This window comes from Agrobacterium sp. CNPSo 2736 (assembly GCF_004005385.1).
Classification (GTDB): domain Bacteria; phylum Pseudomonadota; class Alphaproteobacteria; order Rhizobiales; family Rhizobiaceae; genus Agrobacterium; species Agrobacterium leguminum.
This window is the reverse complement of the sequence record NZ_RZTX01000025.1, coordinates 1-18,678: the sequence shown is the minus strand read 5'-3', so window position 1 is coordinate 18,678 and position 18,678 is coordinate 1. Positions and strand designations below refer to the sequence as shown.

Below are 18,678 nucleotides of genomic sequence, written 5' to 3'. Positions count from 1 at the left end.
CCGCATCTGCGGGCTGCGGTTTATTCGACCGCGGGCACGTCAGGCGTCTGTGTTTCGCGCGCGGCAATGCGCGCCGCCAACACGAAATTCTTCACCACCGGCGATGTCGTTCCGCGCCGATAGGCGAGCGATATGGAAAGCCGCGGCGGCGGGCCGCTGGAGGGTAATAGGACGATGTTCTGCATTTTGACCTGTGCGACGGATTCCGGAAGGAGTGAAACCCCGAGTTCGGCCGCGACCAGCGACAATATCGAGGCGATTTGCGGTGCCGCCGGCCCAAGGCGCGGCGTGAAACCGGCCTCCTGGCAGGCTTTTATCGATGCATCGTGAAGGCTGGTGCCGACGTTGCGTGGCGTCAGAATGAAAGGGTCGTCGCGCAATTCCATCAGGTCTATGGCGGTGCCGCGCCGCGCGAGCGGATGGGATGCAGGCAGGGCGACCAGAAGCGGTTCGTCAGTGAGCACTTCCTCGAGCAATGTATCAGGATCGGATTGAGAAGGGCGCAAAAGCGCCACGTCCAGCCGATCTTCGAGCAGGGCCGGTGTCAGTGCCAGGGCGGCTGCCTCCATCACCTGAAGCTCCACGTCGGGATATTGGCGTCTGTAGGTGCGGATGCAGGCCGGAACCAGAGGGTTGAGCGCCGCCGTGCCGGTGACGCCTATTCTCAGAATGCCGGTTTCACCGGCTGCTGCCCTGCGTGCGAGCCGGACACCTTCGCCCACCTGATGCGGAATATGGGTCACCGCAGCACGAAAGGCATGGCCGGCCGGTGTCAGTTCCGCGCCATGCGCTAGACGCCGGAAGAGCCGCACGCCGATTTCCTGTTCCAGAACCTTTATCTGCTGGCTGAGCGGCGGCTGCGCGATTCCCAGATGTTCTGCCGCCCGCGTAAAACTGCCTTCATTGGCGATAGCCAGAAAATAACGGATGTGCCTGAGTTCCATGATATTAGATCCAGATATGATAGGAACGTCTTCCATATATTAGAATGAAAGACGGAGCTGCGCTATAGCTGGGAGCGAAAGGGACAAACCCGATGCGCCAGCTCAAAAAACAGGATTTCACCCCGCCGATCGTCATGACGGAGGAGCCGCCGGATGTGCTCTGGATACGGCAGGGAAGCCGTCAGTTTCGCCGGGCGAGCTGGGCGCTTTTCCTCGCGGGCTTTGCCAGCTTTTCGCTGATCTATTGCGTGCAGCCGCTCCTGCCGGAATTTCCGGCGGAATTCGGCATCAACCCTGCAACTGCATCGCTGGCCCTGTCGCTGACGACGGGAACGCTTGCCTTCGCCATTCTGCTCAGCGGGGCCTTTGCCCAGCTCTTCACCCGCCGAAATCTGATGTTCGTTTCGATGATGCTGGCAGCCATCGCCAATATCATTGCGGCAAGCACGCAAGGCTGGGCATGGCTGCTTGCCGCCCGCGCGCTGGAAGGGTTCGTGCTCGGCGGCGTTCCGGCCGTGGCCATGGCTTATCTTGCCGAGGAGATCGAACCTTCCAGTCTCGGCAAGGCAATGGGGCTCTATGTCGGTGGCACGGCCTTCGGCTCCATGGCGGGACGTGTCGGCATGGGGCTGGTGTCCGCCTATACCTCCTGGCAGGCGGCAATGTATGCGCTGGGGGCGGTCTGCATCCTCGCGGCCATCGGCTTCCTGCTGCTGCTTCCGCCCTCGCGGAATTTCCGGCCGCAGCACATGCCGCTTAAAAATCATCTGAGAATATGGGCGCAACATCTTGGAAACCCGGAACTTCGGCGGTTCTATTTCCTCGGCGCGATGCTGACGAGCGTGTTCACCACCGTTTTCAACTATTGCGCCTTTCGCCTCGTCGCGCCGCCTTACGAATTGGGCCGCACGGCCGTCAGCATGATTTTCCTGACCTTTGCCCTGGGTATCGTTGCGTCCTCCTATGGCGGGGCGCTGGTCGACCGGTTCAGCCGGCGGATCATGCTGGTGGTTGCCTTTTCCACCATCCTTGCCGGTATCCTGCTCACATTCGCCTCAAGTATCATCCTCATCGTGGCGGGGATTGCGGCGATAACCATCGGATTTTTCATCGGGCATTCGGCTGCCAGCAGTGGAGTGGGCGCGAATGCGGGCGCCGCCAAAAGCCATGCTTCCGCGCTTTATCTGCTGTTTTATTATTGCGGAGCGAGCATTACCGGCTGGGTCGGCGGCTGGTTCTGGATCCATGCCGGCTGGCCCGGCATCATGGCCATTACCGCCGGCTGCGCACTTGCCGGAATTTTAGCCAGCTTCGCTCGCCCGGGGCGCGCGGCGCGCCTGAGCGGCCATCGCGCCGGCCGGGGAGTCACTCCGCCGCCAGTTCCTGCTCCACCAGCGTCGCCCAGAACGCCACGCCCGGCACGATGGCCGCATCGTTGAAGTCGTAGGAGGTGTTGTGGTGCAGCGCGCCATCCACTGCCGGGCCGTTGCCCAGCCAGACATAGCAGCCGGGCGCTTCACCCGCGAAGAAGGCGAAATCGTCGCCGGCGGTCGAGGGTGGGAAGGCGTTGCGGGTCTTGTTGCCGAAGACGGTTCTTGCGGCGCGCAGCGCCCGTTTCGTCGCATCCGCCTCGTTGATGACGGGTGGAATCCGGCGGATGAATTCGTAATGCGCCTCGATGCCGAACATCGCCGCCGTGCCCTTTGCCAGCCTGCCGATTTCCGCTTCGAGCTGGTCGCGCACGTCAGCCGCATAAGCGCGCGCCGTGCCGCCGATTTCGACGAGATCGGGAATGACGTTGAGCGCCTTCGGGTCGCCCGCCTGCACCGAACAGGCGCTGACCACGGCAGGTTGCAGCGGATCGACGACGCGGCCGACGATGGTTTGCAGCGAGGCGAGGAAGGTGCCCGCCGCCGTCACCGGATCGCGGCCGAGATGCGGCTTGGCGCCATGGGTGCCGATGCCCTTGAAGGTCACGCGCCAGCTGTCGGAAGAGGCAAGCTGCGGGCCTTCCACAACTGCCATTTCATCGATGCCGAGCCCCGGCATATTGTGCAGGCCATAGACCGCATCGCAGGGAAACAGGGTGAAAAGCCCGTCCTCCACCATTTTTTTCGCGCCGCCGCGGCCTTCTTCGGCCGGCTGGAAGATGAAATGAACGGTGCCGGAAAAATCGCGGGTCTTTGCGAGGTAACGCGCAGCACCCAGCAGCATGGCGGTGTGGCCGTCATGGCCGCAGGCATGCATCTTGCCGGGAAATTTCGATTTATAGGGCCGGTCGGGCACTTCCGGCATGGCAAGCGCATCCATGTCGGCACGCAGGCCGATGCTGCGGGTGCCGTTGCCCACCTGCAGCGTGGCGACCACGCCGGTGCCGCCAAGACCGCGATGCACCTTCAGCCCGGCACGCTCGAGAAGATCGGCGACGATGGCGCTGGTTCTTTCCTCTTCGAAACCCAGTTCGGGATGCGCGTGCAGGTCGTGGCGAAGCTCCGTCAGGAATGGCAGGTCCTCGCCGATGCGGTCCAGCAGTCTCATGGGCAGCTTGTCCTTGAATATGGGAAAAACCCGCGTCATAGGTGGGTTCATCCGAATGCCTGTTGCTTTTTTCTCTTCTAACGGAAAAAGCCAATGAAATGAACCCGCAGCGTCTCTGTGGTTGCTAAAATGACTAATCTGCCGAACGGAATTGGCGTGGCTGAAAACCGCCTCCGCCTTGCGCCATCCCGGTTCTGAAAGGAAAAACCGATGCCGTCATCCGCATCGCCTGCCGCCCATTGTCCCGCCGCGCCGCATGAGTTCTGGCAGGAGATACATCCGCGCCGCAGCTTCGAAACGGCCGGCCCGCATTCCGCCTTCTTTCCGGCGGCGCTGGATGACGGAAGGCAGATATGCCTGCCGATAAGGCCGCTGGCGGATGGCGAACATGCGCTGGCCTCGCTTATCGTCAATCAGGCCTCTTTTGAGGTGCTCGAGGCGCTGGCGGCCGATCTCGCCGCACAGCTTCTTCCCTTCAAGCCGGATGTCGTCATCGGCCTGCCGACGCTGGGGCTGACGCTCGCCGCCGCCGTTGCCCGGCATCTCGGCCATTCCCGTTACGTGCCGCTCGGCACCTCGCGCAAATTCTGGTATCTGGAGGAATTGTCGGTGCCGATGTCCTCCATCACCACAAGGCAGGAAAAACGGCTCTATATCGATCCGCGCATGCTGCCGCTCATCGAGAACCGGCGGGTGGCGCTGGTGGATGATGTGATCTCCAGCGGCAGCTCCATCATATCGGGTCTTTCGCTTCTCGCCGCCTCCGGCATCCGGCCCGCCGTCATCGGCGCGGCCATGCTGCAATCGGATCGCTGGCGGGAAAAAATCGCCGCTTTCGGGCCGGAATGGCCGGAGCGGGTTAGGGGTGTTTTTTCAACGCCGCTGCTCACGAAAGCGGATGGCGGCTGGCGCGCCTGACGAAGCGCAAATTCCGGCAAAAGGCAAGTGGTGATAATTTCACCGCTGCCTAATTTGTGTCTTGCGAAGCTCGAAGAGATCGTCCTAAGATCGCCTCCGACAGACAATAGCGGTCGGCGAACAATGCGCCGGTTTGCTTTCGCGCGGTGTCATCCCGGCGTCTGCCCGCCCCCGTTTTGTTCTTTCCGATGACTGGAATTTCTTCCCATGCACGCAGTGTTCGACGGTCATAATGATGTGCTGCTTCGGTTGTGGCGCAACAGCAAGGCCGGTGCCGATCCGGTGGCCGAATTCAGGAACGGCACACGCGAAGGCCATATAGATGGGCCCCGCGCAAGGGCAGGCGGCCTCGGCGGCGGCATCTGCGCGATCTATATTCCCTCCGGCGATCTCATTCTTCAGGAACCGGATGAAAGCGGCCATTACAACACGCCGCTCGCCTCCCCGCTGGAGCGCCAGCCCTCGCTCGATATCGCCATGGAAAAGGCGGCGATTGCGCTGAGGCTCGACCGCGCTGGCGCGTGGCGGCTTTGCCGCTCCACGGCCGATATCCGCAAGGCCTTTGCCGAGGATATCTTCGCCGCCGTGCTGCATATGGAGGGCTGCGAGGCGATCGGGGCCGATCTCGATGCGCTGGAGGTATTTTACGCCGCCGGCCTACGCTCGCTAGGCCCGGTCTGGAGCCGGCACAATATCTTCGGCCATGGCGTTCCGTTCTCTTATCCCATGTCTCCCGATACGGCGCCGGGCCTCACCGACGCCGGTTTTGCGCTGGTGAAGGAATGCAACAGGCTCGGCATTCTCATCGATCTCGCGCATATCACCGAAAAAGGCTTCTGGGATGTGGCGAAGACCACCAATCAGCCGCTGATCGCCAGCCATTCCAATGCGCATGCGCTTACCCCCGTCGCCCGCAATCTCACCGACAGGCAGATGGACGCCATCAAGGAAAGCGGCGGGCTGGTGGGTCTCAATTACGCGGTGACCATGCTCAGGGCCGATGCGCGCGACATTGCCGATACGCCGCTTTCCGACATGGTGCGCCATATCGATTACATGGTGGAGCGCATGGGCGTCGATTGCGTGGCGCTGGGATCGGACTTCGACGGCGCGACGATACCCGTCGGCGTTGCCGATGCGAGCGGCAATCACAATCTGGTTGCGGCGCTGAAATCGGCGGGCTACGGTGATGGAGAACTTGCTAAAATATGCCGGGAAAACTGGCTGCGTGTTTTGTCTCAGGCCTGGCACGAGGCGGCCTGAGAAGAGCTGAAGCGAACCAAATCAAGCTTATAACAAAAGGGGAGATCCTATGATCAAATCGCTCAACAAATCCATGCGTATTCTGAGCACCAGCGCCGCTTTGTCGCTGATGATGCTGGCGGCGCCGCAGGCTTTTGCCGCAACGCCGGCCGATACGCTGGTCGAAGGTTTCGCCATCGACGACATCATTACGCTCGATCCGGGCGAGGCTTTCGAACTCTCCGCTGCCGAAGTGACCGGCAATACCTACAGCAAGCTGGTTTCCATCGATCTTACCGACACGTCCAAGGTGATCGGCGATCTGGCCGAAAGCTGGACGACCTCCGACGATGGCCTGACCTATACGTTCAAGCTGAAATCCGGCCTGAAATTCGCCTCCGGCAATCCCGTCACGGCCGATGATGTGGCCTTCTCCTTCGAACGCGCCGTGAAGCTCGACAAGTCCCCGGCATTCCTGCTGACGCAGTTCGGTCTCAGCGGTGACAACGTCACCGAAAAGGCGAAGGCTGCGGATGCGAACACCTTCGTTCTGACGGTCGATAAGCCTTATGCGCCGAGCTTCGTGCTGAACGTGCTGACCGCAACCGTCGCTTCGGTGGTCGACAAGAAGCTCATCGCCGAAAAGGCGAAGTCCGTCACGCCGAGCGCCGATTACAAATACGACACCGATTTCGGCAACGAGTTCCTGAAGACGGGTTATGCCGGTTCCGGCCCCTACAAGATCCTTGGCTGGAAGGCCAACGAGGCGGTGATCCTGGAAGCCAACCCAAATTATTACGGCGAGAAGCCGAAGCTGAAGCGCGTCGTTTATCGCCACATGAAGGAAAGCTCCGGCCAGCGCCTAGCGCTTGAGAACGGCGATATCGATGTGGCCCGCAACCTCGAGCCGGGCGACATGGAAGCCGTTTCCAAGAAAGAAGGCCTTGCCGTCACCTCCGCGCCGAAGGGCACCGTCTATTATTTTAGCCTCAACCAGAAAAACGAGAACCTGAAGAAGCCCGAGGTCATCGAAGCCTTCAAATATCTGGTCGATTACGACGCCATCGGCGCGACGATCATCAAGGGCATCGGCGAAGTTCACCAGACCTTCCTGCCGAAGGGACAGCTCGGCGCGCTTGACGAGAACCCCTACAAGCTCGACGTCGCCAAGGCGAAGGAGCTTCTGGCCAAGGCCGGCCTGAAGGACGGCTTTACCGTGTCCATGGATGTGCGCAACACCCAGCCGGTGACCGGCATTGCCGAAAGCGTGCAGCAGACGCTGGCGCAGGCGGGCATCAAGCTGGAAATCATCCCCGGCGACGGCAAGCAGACGCTGACCAAATACCGCGCCCGCACGCATGATATCTACATTGGCCAGTGGGGTTCGGACTATTTCGACCCGAACTCGAATGCGGAAACCTTCACCATCAACTACGACAATTCCGACGAGGGCAAGAACAAGACGCTCGCCTGGCGCAATGCCTGGGACGTTCCTGATCTGACCAAGGAAACCCAGTCTGCGCTTCTGGAGAAGGACAGCGCCAAGCGCGCCGCCATCTATGAAAACCTGCAGAAGGAAGTTCTGGCGAAGGGTCCCTTCGTCATCATCTTCCAGCAGACGGAAGTGGCGGGATATTCCGCCAAGCTGAAGGGCCTGAAGCTCGGACCGAGCTTCGACACCAACTTCGTCTACACCATTTCCAAGGAATGATCCGGAAGGATCGGTCTCTTGAGCATGGTTGAAAGCAATAGCAGGGCGAGGCACGGCAAACGCCGTGCCAATGCCCGCGTGAAAGCCGTTCTCGGCTTCGCCGTCACCGTCATCACCACCTTTCTGGGGCTGATGGCGGTCACATTCTTCATTGGCCGCGTCGTGCCGATCGATCCCGCGCTGGCGATCGTCGGCGACCGGGCGCCCGCACATGTGGTCGAGCGGGTGCGCGAGCAGCTCGGCCTCAACCTGCCGCTCTGGCAGCAGTTCTTCCTTTATCTGAAGCAGGCGCTATCGGGCGATTTCGGCACCTCCGTCCTCACCACCAATCCGGTGATGGAGGATATCAAGCGGGTGTTTCCGGCCACCATCGAGCTTGCCACGCTCGGCACCATCATCGGCGCCGTCTTCGGCATTCCGCTCGGCGTGCTTGCCGCCGTCAAGCGCGGCAGCTTTGCCGACCAGGTGGTGCGCGTCATCGGCCTCATCGGTTATTCCGTGCCGATCTTCTGGCTCGGCCTTCTGGCGCTGCTGGTGTTTTACGCCCGGCTGCAATGGGTGGCTTATCCCGGCCGCATGGATATCGTTTATGAATTCACCTTCACGCCGGTCACGGGCTTCTTCCTGATCGACGCGATCTGGCAGCGGCAATGGGACGTGTTGTGGGATCTCTTCCGCCACATCATCCTGCCCGCCTGTCTGCTCGGCTATTTTTCGCTGGCCTATATCAGTCGCATGACGCGCTCCTTCATGCTGAACGAGCTAAGCCAGGAATATATCGTCGCGGCCCGCGCCAAGGGGCTTTCGGAAACCCGCATCATCTGGTTCCACGCGCTGCGTAATGCCGCCGTGCCGCTGGTGACCGTGATTGCGCTCTCCTATGCCGGTCTGCTCGAAGGTTCGGTGCTGACCGAAACCATCTTCGCCTGGCCGGGGCTCGGCCTCTACATCACCAATTCGCTGCAGAATGCGGATATGAATGCCGTTCTCGGCGGCACGATCGTGATCGGCGCCATCTTCGTCGGCATCAATCTCTTTTCCGATCTGCTTTACCGGACGCTCGATCCGAGGACGCGCAGCCGATGACCCTTTCGACCGATACGATCAAACCCTATAGCCGCGAATGGCTGCTCTCCGACCGGCCGGCCTCGCGCAAGCAGGCGCGACTTGGCCGCGCCTATGTCATCTGGCGGCGCTTTTCGGAAAACCGTCTGGCGCTGCTTGGGCTGGCCATCATCATCGCGCTGCTGTTCGTGGCGCTGTTTGCCGATGTTCTGGCCCCGCATAACCCGGTGCAGGGCGATCTGCGCAATGCCCGGCTTTTGCCACCCGGCACGGAAGGTTACCTGCTCGGCACTGACGATCAGGGCCGCGATATTCTTTCGCGCCTCATCCACGGTTCGCGGCTGACGCTGTTCGTGGTTCTGCTGGTCGCCATCATCGCGGCCCCCGTCGGCCTCATCGTCGGCACGGTTTCCGGTTATGCCGGCGGCTGGGTGGATGCGGTCCTGATGCGCATCACCGATATCTTCCTTGCCTTTCCGAAGCTCGTTCTGGCGCTGGCGCTGGTCGCGGCGCTTGGGCCGGGCATCGAAAACGCGGTGCTCGCCATCGCGCTTACCTCATGGCCGCCCTATGCGCGCATCGCGCGCGCCGAAACCATGACCTTCCGCAATTCCGATTTCATCGCCGCGGTCAAGCTCATGGGCGCGTCGCCCTTCCGCATCGTGCTGAAACACGTCATGCCGCTCTGCCTGTCGTCGCTCATCGTGCGCGTGACGCTGGATATGGCGGGCATCATCCTCACCGCCGCAGGCCTCGGCTTCCTCGGCCTCGGCGCACAGCCGCCGCTGCCGGAATGGGGCGCGATGATCGCTTCGGGTCGCCGCTTCATCCTCGACCAATGGTGGGTCGCGGCCATGCCGGGCGTGGCGATCCTCATTGTCAGCCTCGGTTTCAACCTGCTGGGCGATGGCCTGCGCGATGCGCTGGACCCCAAGGAGGCGGGCCAATGAGTGCGCCGCTTCTGACCGTAGAGAACCTGCGCGTGTCCTTCCCCACCCGCACCGGGCTGGTGGAGGCGGTGCGCGGCGTGTCCTTCACGCTCGGGCGCGAGCGTCTCGGCATCGTCGGCGAATCCGGCTCCGGAAAATCGCAGACAGGCCGCGCCATCATGGGGCTGACGCCGAAAAATGCGCGTATCGAGGCGGATGCGCTGCGCTTCGGCGATATCGATCTGCTCAAGGCGTCTGCAAAAGAGCGGCGGATCATGCGCGGCAAGCGCATGGCCATGATCCTGCAGGACCCGAAATATTCGCTGAACCCGGTCATGACCATCGGTCGCCAGATCATGGAAACCCTGCGCACCCATGAAAAGATCGGCGGCAGCGAGGCGCGCCAGCGCACGCTCGCCATGCTCGAAGCCGTGCAGATACGCGACCCGGAACGCGTCTTCGATCTTTACCCGCACGAGGTTTCCGGCGGCATGGGGCAGCGTGTCATGATCGCCATGATGCTGGTCTGCGGTCCGGAACTGTTGATCGCCGACGAACCGACTTCGGCGCTCGATGTCACGGTTCAGCTGGAAGTGCTCGACATTCTCGACAAGCTGGTGCGCGACCGTGGCATGGGGCTGATCTTCGTCAGCCACGATCTGCGGCTGGTATCGTCTTTCTGTGACCGCGTTCTCGTCATGTATGCGGGCAAGGTGGTGGAAGAGCTGTCTTCCGCCAATCTGAAGGAGGCGAAACATCCCTATACGCAGGGCCTGCTGAACTGCCTGCCGGAAATCGGCGGCCACCGGCATCCGCTGCCGGTTCTGGAACGCAAGCCGGAGTGGCGCGCATGAGTTCAGTTCTTTCCGTCCGCGACATGGTGGTCGATTTCGACGGTTACATCGCGCTCGACCGCGTCAGCATCGATGTGGCCGAGGGTGAATCCTTCGGCATCGTCGGCGAGTCCGGTTCCGGCAAGTCGACCCTGCTGCGCGCCATTGCCGGCCTTAATCATTTCGATGAGGGCTCCCTGATGGTGGCCGGGCGCTCCTATGCCGGCAAGCGCCGCGACAGGAGCTTCTATAGCGACGTGCAGATGGTGTTTCAGGACCCCTACGGCTCGCTGCACCCGCGCCAGACGGTGGATGCGCTGCTGCTCGAACCGCTGGTCATCCACGGTCTCGACAATCGCGAACAGCGCATCGCCCGCGCACTGGATGAAGTCGGTCTCGGTTCCGGCTTCCGCTTCCGTTATTCGCACCAGCTTTCCGGCGGCCAGCGCCAGCGCATCGCCATTGCGCGTGCGCTGATCGTCGAGCCGAAAATCCTGCTGCTGGATGAGCCGACCTCGGCGCTCGACGCCTCCATTCAGGCCGAAATCCTCAATCTGCTGGAACAGGCCCGCAAGGACCGCAACCTCACCTTCGTCATGGTCAGCCACGATCTCGGTGTCATCAGCCATATGTGCGATCGCCTCGCGGTGATGAAAAGCGGCAAGGTGGTGGAAATGCTGGAGGCGGAGGCGCTGGAAAGCCGGGAATTCGGTGCGGATTATACAAGGCAGCTGCTGGTGGCGAGCGAGGGTTTCAAACGCGCGTGATGGCGCGAGGGTGCCTCCTTTTTCTTCTCCCCGCCGGGGAGAAGATGATCCGAAGGGGCAGATGAGGGGGCAAGCTCTCCGCATATCTTTGCCGTCGCCCCCTCATCCGGCGCTGCGCGCCACCTTCTCCCCGGCGGGGAGAAGAAACAAGCGGCGAGCTTTGCTTTCACGAGCGATCTTCCCGCGTGAAGTATTTTCTCGCGACGCTGCGATGATATGGTGAACCGCCACGTGACCTATCCGAACAAGGTATCCACCCCATGCAACTGCGCGCCCTGATGTATTTCGACGAACTGGTCCGCACCAATTCCATGCGCGCCGCGGCGGAAAACCTGAATGTGGCGCCCACAGCGGTGAGCCGGCAGATCGAAAATCTCGAATATTATTTCGGCTCGCCACTGGTGGAGCGTTCCAGCCGAGGCGTGAAGCTGACGGCGGCAGGCGAATTGCTCGCCGCCCGCGCCGGCAAGACGCTGCGGGAACTCGACCATGTGCACCAACTCATCGACGATCTAAAGGGCCTGCAGCGCGGCCGGGTCACGGTCTATGCCAATGGCGCGACGGTGGCGAACCTTCTGGCGCCGGTGCTGGCGCAATTCAGCCTCAAATATCCGAAGCTGCGTTTCGAGGTGCATATTACCAGCGCCCGGCAGGCGATGGAGGCGCTGGGTGCGGCGGAAGCCGATCTGGTCGTCAGTCTGTTTGCGCCGAAGCTTTCCGGCGTAAAAGTGCGCTCGCGCACCCGCATCAGCTACGATGCCATCTTCCCGGCCGGCCATGCGCTCGCGGCACAGCCGGAAGTCTCGCTGAAAGAGCTGGCCGGGTTGCCGCTTGCCCTGCCGGATAAAAGTTTCGCTGCGCGTCAGGCCTTCGATACGCTGTTTGCCGATGCGGGCATCGAGCTTGATCCCGTCTTCATTACCAGCTCTTTGGAAATGCTGAAGGAACTGGTGCTGGGCCACGCCGCCGCCACGCTTCTGCCGGCGCTTTCGGTGGCGCGGGAAATCCGCAGCGGGCAGATGGTCGCCGTTCCCTTGGCAGGCAAAAAAGGCATTCACACCCAGATCGACCTCTGCGTCGCCCCCGACCGCCAACTCTCCTTCGCCGCCTCCAAGCTCGCCGATTTCATCGAGCGCTTCATGCGCGAGGCGACGGCGGGATAAGCGGGACGGTTTGGTCTTTCCGCCCGGAAGGTTGATTTCCATCCGCATTTCCGTGTAGCCATTTCAGCTACACGGAGCACACAAAAATCGAGATTGTGTGTGCGCCTGCAACATGACACTCTTTTTGCAACGGGCGGTCTTCCGAGGGCAAAAATGCCCCGGCCGCCAGACAGGGGACAATGATGCCACGCACTTATCTTTCGCAGGCGGCAACGCTTTCGCGCCGCGCCGCGCTGACCCTTGCTTTGGGCACGGCGCTCTGGCTGCCGCTTTCGGCAAAGGTTGCCGAAGCCGCGCCGAAAACCGCGTTGACGCTTGGCATGGCCGTCGAGCCGGCCGGTCTCGATCCGACCATCGCCGCCCCCGTCGCCATCGGCCAGGTCACCTGGCAGAATGTCTTCGAAGGTCTGGTGAAGATCGACCGCGACGGCAAGGTGAAGCCGCAGCTTGCCGAAAGCTGGGAAATTTCCCCTGATGGCAAGACCTATACGTTCAAGCTGCGCAAGGGCGTCACCTTTCATGATGGCGAGGCTTTCGATTCCTCTGTCGCCAAATTTTCGCTGGATCGGGCGCGCGGTGAAAGCTCGGTCAATCCGCAGAAACGCTTCTTCGCCGCCATAGACACTATCGAGACGCCGGATGCGGCAACGCTGGTGCTGAAGCTGAAGCAGCCGGCCGGCAGCCTTCTCTACTGGCTCGGCTGGCCTGCCTCCGTGATGGTGGCGCCCAAGAGCGTGGAGAATAACCGCACCACTCCTGTCGGCACCGGACCGTTCAAATTCGTTAACTGGGCCAAGGGCGACAAGGTCGAGCTGCAGAAGAACGACGCCTATTGGGACAAGGCCGTGGCGGTGAAGCTGGACAAGGCGACCTTCCGTTTTGTCTCCGATCCGCAGGCGCAGGCCGCCGCACTGAAGTCCGGCGATATCGATGCCTTCCCGGAATTCGGCGCACCGGAACTGATGACCTCCTTCGATGGCGACGCGCGCCTCGGCACCTTCGTCGGCAATACCGAGCTGAAGGTCGTGGCCGGCATGAACAATGCCCGCAAGCCTTTCGATGACAAGCGCGTGCGTCAGGCGCTGATGATGGCTGTGGATCGCGGCACTGTCATTGAAGGCGCCTGGTCCGGCTTCGGCACGGCCATCGGCAGCCATTACACGCCGAATGACCGCGGCTATATCGATACGACCGGGGTACATCCTTACGATATCGACAAGGCCAGGGCGCTGCTTGCCGAAGCCGGTTATCCGGATGGTTTCAACTTCACCATCAAGGCCCCCCAAATGGCCTATGCCCAGCGGACCTCGCAAATCCTGCAGGCAATGTTTGCCGAAATCGGCGTGACCATGACCATCGAGACCACCGAGTTTCCGGCCAAATGGGTGGCGGATGTCCTGAAGGGCGCGGATTACGACATGACCATCGTTGCCCATGCCGAGCCGATGGATATCGATATCTATGCGCGCGACCCCTATTATTTCAATTATAAGAACCCGGCTTTCAACGAGGTCGTGGCGAATGTGGAAAAGACGGCGGATGCCGGCGAGCAGGAAAAGCTCTATGGCGAAGCCCAGAAAATCCTCGCGGAAGACGTGCCCGCCCTTTATCTTTTCGTCATGCCGAAACTCGGCGTCTGGGACAGGAAGGTGAAGGGGCTGTGGGAAAACGAGCCGATTCCCTCGAATGTGCTGACGGATGTGCATTGGGAAGAGTGACGTTTGTCGATACCCGTTTCTTCCGTCATGCCGGTCCCCGGGTCGAGCCCGAGGATGATCCGGCATCCAGCCAGCCCAAGTCCTTGGGCTGAAAGGGTTCTCTCCGCCGCGCAGATGCGCGTCGGCTGGATTCCGGCTCAAGGCCGGAATGACGGGAGAGAGGTAACTGGACCTTCGACCGCAGGCGAAACAAAGCAAGGAGAAGATGCCAGATGTTAGCCGTCCTCATCCGGCGTCTTTTAAGCCTCGTCATCACCCTGTTTGCCGTTTCCCTCATCATCTATGTCGTCATGGGCCTGCTGCCGGGCGATCCGGCGGCCATCATGCTCGGAACCTCGGCGAACCCCGATACGCTCGCCGCGCTGCAGAAGCAGATGGGCCTCGATCAGCCGCTACCGCTGCGTTATCTCCACTGGCTGGCCGGCGTGTTCCGGGGCGACCTCGGGCAATCCTATACCTATGGCGTGCCGGTTGCGGGCCTGATCCTGGAGCGGCTGGCCGTTACCCTGCCGCTTGCGCTGCTGGCCGTTTGCCTTTCGGTGGCCATCGCCATTCCGCTCGGCGTGGCGGCGGCGAGGAGCCGTAACGGGGCGCTGGATTTTGCGGCCGGGCTGTTTTCGCATGTGGGCATTGCCGTGCCCGGCTTCTGGGTCGGGCTGCTGCTCATCATCATTTTTTCCACCACGCTCGGCTGGATGCCGGCCGGCGGTTTTCCCGGCTGGACGCCGAGCTTTTCAGCGGGTCTCACGGCGCTCATCCTTCCGGCAATCGCTCTTGCGCTGTCGCAGGCCGGGGTTCTCACGCGTGTGTGCCGCTCCGCCGTGCTTGAAGTGATGAACGAGGATTTCGTGCGCACCGCGCGGGCCAAGGGCCTGAGCGAACGGGTGGCGCTGTGGCGGCATGCGGTGCCGAATGCGATGATCCCTGTCGTCACCATGATCGGCCTGCAATTCACCTTCCTCATTGCCGGCGCGGTGCTGGTGGAAAACGTCTTCAACCTGCCGGGCCTCGGGCGGCTTGCCTATCAGGCGCTGACCCAGCGCGATATCGTCGTCATGCAGTCCGTCGTGCTGTTTTTCTCGGCGCTGGTGATCGTCATGAATTTCGTGGTCGATATTGCCTATCTCTTCATCGATCCGAGACTGCGGGCAGGTGCGCGATGATGCGATTGATCCGCCGCCGCCCCGCCTTTGCCGTCGGCATCGCCGTCACGGTCTTTCTGGTCGCAGTCGCCCTGCTGTCGCTGGTCTGGACGCCGGTGTCCCCCACAAAGATGCAGATCGTTCAGAAGCTGAAATCGCCCTTCGTTTATGGCGGCCTCGGCACGGACCATTTCGGCCGCGACGTATTGTCGATGCTGATGGCAGGTGCGTGGAACTCGCTGTCCACCTCCATCGCCGCCGTCGCCATCGGCGCATCTGTCGGCACGACCATCGGCGTGGCGGTTGCGGCGCTGCGCGGTTTCACCGAAACCGTGGTCATGCGCATCTGCGACATCATCTTCGCCGTGCCGCCCATCCTGTCGGCCATGATGCTCGGCGCTTTCATCGGCACGGGCCGTTTTACCGCCATCATTGCCATCGCCACCTTCATGGTGCCGGTCTTTGCCCGGCTGACACTGGGGGCGGCGTTGCAGATATGGTCGCGGGAATATGTCACCGCCGCCACCAGCATCGGCCAGAACCGCGCCAAGATCACGCTTTTCCATATCGTGCCGAATATTTCCAACCAGATCATCGTGCAGGTGACGATCCAGCTCGGTCTTGCGATATTGACGGAAGCAGGCCTCTCCTTCCTCGGTCTCGGCATGCCGCCGCCCGCCGCCACCTGGGGGCGGATGCTGGCCGATGCCCAGACCTATCTCGGCACCGCACCCTGGCTTGCCATCATGCCCGGCCTTGCGATTGCGCTCGCCGTCTTCGGCCTCAATCTTCTCGGCGACGGCCTGCGCGACCTGCTGGACCCACGCGATACCAGCTGACCGCTCAAAAAAGCTGTCGCCCCTATTTCCTGTTTTTCTGACGAGACGATGCCATGACCGATCTCATAGACCTCAACACGCTCGAAATCCTGGCGCTTTACCGGGATAAGAAGCTTTCGCCATCGGAATATTGGCAGGCGGTGGAGGTGCGTATCGATGCCTTCGAACCGGTGGTGAATGCGCTTTACGCCTATGATCCGGAAGATGCACGCAGGCAGGCGCTGGCCTCGACGGAACGTTGGCAAAAGGGCGAAACGCTCGGAGCCCTCGATGGCATTCCGGTCTCGCTCAAGGAATTGATCGCCACGAAAGGCCATCCGGTGCCGCTTGGCACCAAAGCGGTGGAACTGGTGCCCGCGGTTGAGGACGCGCCGGTGGCCGCCCGCTGCCGTGAGGATGGCGCGATTATTTACGCCAAGACGACCTGCCCGGATTACGGCATGCTCTCCTCCGGCCTTTCCAGTTTCCACAAGCTCAGCCGCAATCCGTGGGACCCCACCCAGAACCCCGGCGGCTCCAGCGCCGGTGCGGCCTCGGCCGGGGCTGCGGGTTATGGCACGCTGCATATCGGCACGGATATTGGCGGCTCGGTGCGGCTGCCGGCGGGGTGGACCGGCCTGTTCGGTTTCAAGCCGAGCCAGGGCCGCATCCCGGTCGATCCCTATTATACCGGCCGCTGCGCCGGGCCGATGACCCGCACCGTTGCCGATGCCGCCTATGCCATGGCGACGCTTTCTCGCCCCGACTGGCGCGACGGCACCTCGCTGCCGCCCAACGATATCAACTGGATGAACCTCGATATTAATGTGAAGGGCCTGAAAATCGGCCTGATGCTGGATGCCGGCTGCGGCCTGCCGCTGGACGAGGAGGTGCGCGATGCCGTGCTTTCCGCCGCGAAGCTGTTCGAGGCTGCGGGCGCCATCGTCATCCCGGTCGAGCCGGTGCTGACGCGGGAAATGCTGGACGGGCTGGACGATTTCTGGCGGGCGAAGTTCTGGGGTGACATGGTGGCGCTGAGCGCTGACCGTCGCGCCGCGATCCTTCCCTATATTCATGAATGGGCGCAGAAGGGGGCGGATATTTCCGGTTCGCGCGCCGTTTTCGGTTTCAACCAGACCATGGAAATGCGTAAGACCTGCGGGCGGTTGATGCAGTCCGTTGATGCTGTGATTTCACCCGTCAATCCCGTCGTGTCCTATCCGGCCGACTGGGCCTCGCCCACCAATGATCCCGAACTTCCCTTCGAACATATCGCCTTCACGGTGCCGTGGAACATGTCGGAACAACCGGCCTCCTCCATCAATTGCGGTTTCTCCAGATCGGGAATGCCCATCGGCTTGCAGATCGTCGGGCCACGTTACGAGGATTTGTTCGTGCTGAAGCTTTCAAAAGCCTTTGAGAGTTGGGGCGGCGGTGTGAGACGCTGGCCGCAGCCGCCGCAGGCCCGCTGATCCCACCGTTATCGGCCCTGTAGTATTGCCATAATACCCGCATCTCGATCCCGCCTGTTAGGGTGCCCAAAGGCATCCGAAAACGGGAGGAGCAGATATGCCGAAGAAGATTTTGATGATCGCCGGCGATTTCGCCGAGGATTATGAGACCATGGTGCCGTTCCAGACCTTGGCTGCGGTCGGCCACACGGTGCATGCCGTCTGCCCCGGCAAGAAGGCGGGCCAGACCATTGCCACGGCCATCCACGATTTCGAGGGCGACCAGACCTATTCGGAAAAACGCGGCCATAATTTCGCGCTCAACGCCACCTTCGCCGATATCAAGGTTGCGGATTACGATGCGCTGGTCATTCCGGGCGGACGCGCGCCGGAATATCTGCGCCTCAATGCGGATGTGCTCTCGGCGGTGAAACATTTCTTCGAGGCCGACAAGCCGGTTGCGGCCGTCTGCCATGGCGCGCAATTGCTCGCGGCTGCGGGCGTCTTGAAGGGCCGCACCTGCTCGGCCTACCCCGCCTGCCGCCCCGAAGTGGAACTGGCGGGCGGCACCTATGCCGATATCGCCATTGATGCGGCCGTTACTGACGGCAAGCTGGTGACGGCGCCCGCGTGGCCGGCGCATCCGGCCTGGCTTTCGCAATTCATGGCCGTGCTCGGCAAATAAGGTCAGCGAAACGGGGCTTTTTCCAGCCCCGTTTTCCGCCTATCTTTCAGGCGTGGTAAGGGAGGAAACCATGTGCAAGCTTTTCATCAAGGCAGACCCGACGCTTTGGGAGAGCCATACGCGGTCGCTCAGGATCGATGGCATGGTCACCAGCGTGCGGCTTGAAAACTTTTTCTGGGCGACGCTGGACGAGATCGCGCGGCGTGACGGCATGAACAGCGTGCAGCTCATCGCCAAGCTTTATAATGAATCGATCGATGCCGGGCACGATCTCGGCAATTTCACCTCGTTCCTTCGGGTCTGCTGCGGGCGTTATCTGGCGCTTCAGCTTTCCGGCGATATTCCGGCGCGCAGCGATATTCCGATTGCGGCGCTGGATGCGGACAGCATTCTCGATGCGGAAAAGGTGAATTATCACTAGGGTGCGTCCCGCTTTTGTGCCGGGGCTCCCCTCAACCTCATTCCTGTGCTTGTCACAGGAATCCTGTGTATTGGATTTGTGCTATGTAGAGTGCGGGCGGAAGGCCGTCGGAATCCTGGTCGTTAGAGACCGCCTGCTGGCTTTTGGACCTCCGCCCGCTCTGATAATCCCAACCTGAACAGTTGATGGAGGCCGTGAGCGCGGACCTCGTAGCACAGGATGAGGCTTGCCATGGTACACCCTGTTTACATCGGATGCGACGTCTCAAAGGCACATCTGGATCTTTTCGATGCCGCAACACAAAAAGCCGTCCGCATCGCCAATACCGGCACC

The 18,678-nt window shown here is 61.7% G+C and carries 17 protein-coding genes; 15 read left to right on the top strand and 2 right to left on the bottom strand.

Annotated elements, in window-relative coordinates:
* Nucleotides 1-20 precede the first annotated feature (20 nt).
* Nucleotides 21-944, bottom strand: a complete 924-nt coding sequence (locus EM858_RS25420) for a LysR family transcriptional regulator (RefSeq protein ID WP_127758390.1) — start codon at nt 942-944, stop codon at nt 21-23.
* A gap of 92 nt (nt 945-1,036) precedes the next feature.
* Between EM858_RS25420 and EM858_RS25415 the strand changes: the two genes are divergently transcribed.
* A complete protein-coding gene (locus tag EM858_RS25415; protein ID WP_245483049.1) occupies nt 1,037-2,383 on the top strand; it encodes an MFS transporter in 1,347 nt (448 codons plus the stop codon).
* Here the strand turns inward: EM858_RS25415 and EM858_RS25410 are convergent.
* Nucleotides 2,310-3,482, bottom strand: a complete 1,173-nt coding sequence (locus tag EM858_RS25410; RefSeq protein WP_162936028.1) for a M20 aminoacylase family protein — start codon at nt 3,480-3,482, stop codon at nt 2,310-2,312. The two genes, EM858_RS25415 and EM858_RS25410, sit on opposite strands and share 74 nt — an antisense overlap.
* Before the next feature lie 210 nt (nt 3,483-3,692).
* Between EM858_RS25410 and EM858_RS25405 the strand changes: the two genes are divergently transcribed.
* The 14 genes from EM858_RS25405 to EM858_RS25340 all read left to right on the top strand — a co-directional run bounded on the left by EM858_RS25405 (nt 3,693) and on the right by EM858_RS25340 (nt 18,345).
* Complete coding sequence (locus EM858_RS25405) at nt 3,693-4,400, top strand: phosphoribosyltransferase (RefSeq protein WP_127758389.1); 708 nt, start codon at nt 3,693-3,695, stop codon at nt 4,398-4,400.
* Nucleotides 4,401-4,607: 207 nt separating this feature from the next.
* Nucleotides 4,608-5,663, top strand: a complete 1,056-nt coding sequence (locus EM858_RS25400; RefSeq protein ID WP_080820571.1) for a dipeptidase — start codon at nt 4,608-4,610, stop codon at nt 5,661-5,663.
* 49 nt (nt 5,664-5,712) lie between these two features.
* Nucleotides 5,713-7,353: an ABC transporter substrate-binding protein gene (locus EM858_RS25395; RefSeq protein ID WP_127758388.1), complete on the top strand. Its 1,641-nt coding sequence runs from the start codon at nt 5,713-5,715 to the stop codon at nt 7,351-7,353.
* 18 nt (nt 7,354-7,371) lie between these two features.
* Nucleotides 7,372-8,439 (top strand): ABC transporter permease, encoded by a 1,068-nt coding sequence (locus EM858_RS25390; RefSeq protein WP_080820577.1) that lies wholly within the window; start codon nt 7,372-7,374, stop codon nt 8,437-8,439.
* Nucleotides 8,436-9,368 carry an ABC transporter permease gene (locus tag EM858_RS25385; RefSeq protein WP_003523147.1) on the top strand — a complete coding sequence of 311 codons (933 nt, stop codon included), beginning with the start codon at nt 8,436-8,438 and terminating at the stop codon, nt 9,366-9,368. Before EM858_RS25390 ends, EM858_RS25385 begins: the two co-directional genes overlap by 4 nt.
* Nucleotides 9,365-10,201 (top strand): ABC transporter ATP-binding protein, encoded by an 837-nt coding sequence (locus EM858_RS25380; RefSeq protein ID WP_003523148.1) that lies wholly within the window; start codon nt 9,365-9,367, stop codon nt 10,199-10,201. The genes EM858_RS25385 and EM858_RS25380 overlap by 4 nt, the downstream gene beginning before the upstream one ends.
* Nucleotides 10,198-10,947 (top strand): ABC transporter ATP-binding protein, encoded by a 750-nt coding sequence (locus EM858_RS25375; protein ID WP_127758387.1) that lies wholly within the window; start codon nt 10,198-10,200, stop codon nt 10,945-10,947. The genes EM858_RS25380 and EM858_RS25375 overlap by 4 nt, the downstream gene beginning before the upstream one ends.
* A gap of 260 nt (nt 10,948-11,207) precedes the next feature.
* On the top strand, nt 11,208-12,110 hold the full coding sequence (locus EM858_RS25370) for a LysR substrate-binding domain-containing protein (RefSeq protein WP_080820585.1): 903 nt from the start codon (nt 11,208-11,210) through the stop codon (nt 12,108-12,110).
* 182 nt (nt 12,111-12,292) lie between these two features.
* Complete coding sequence (locus EM858_RS25365; RefSeq protein WP_127758386.1) at nt 12,293-13,828, top strand: ABC transporter substrate-binding protein; 1,536 nt, start codon at nt 12,293-12,295, stop codon at nt 13,826-13,828.
* Nucleotides 13,829-14,040: 212 nt separating this feature from the next.
* Nucleotides 14,041-14,991, top strand: a complete 951-nt coding sequence (locus EM858_RS25360) for an ABC transporter permease (protein WP_127758385.1) — start codon at nt 14,041-14,043, stop codon at nt 14,989-14,991.
* A complete protein-coding gene (locus EM858_RS25355) occupies nt 14,988-15,809 on the top strand; it encodes an ABC transporter permease (protein ID WP_164865569.1) in 822 nt (273 codons plus the stop codon). The genes EM858_RS25360 and EM858_RS25355 overlap by 4 nt, the downstream gene beginning before the upstream one ends.
* Before the next feature lie 53 nt (nt 15,810-15,862).
* Entirely contained in the window at nt 15,863-17,260 is a 1,398-nt protein-coding gene (locus EM858_RS25350) for an amidase (protein ID WP_127758384.1), read from the top strand.
* A gap of 97 nt (nt 17,261-17,357) precedes the next feature.
* The gene (locus tag EM858_RS25345) at nt 17,358-17,924 is read left to right on the top strand and encodes a DJ-1/PfpI family protein (protein WP_020813219.1); all 567 of its coding nucleotides are present in this window, start codon (nt 17,358-17,360) and stop codon (nt 17,922-17,924) included.
* 70 nt (nt 17,925-17,994) lie between these two features.
* Complete coding sequence (locus tag EM858_RS25340; protein ID WP_127758383.1) at nt 17,995-18,345, top strand: ribbon-helix-helix domain-containing protein; 351 nt, start codon at nt 17,995-17,997, stop codon at nt 18,343-18,345.
* Nucleotides 18,346-18,678 lie beyond the last annotated feature (333 nt).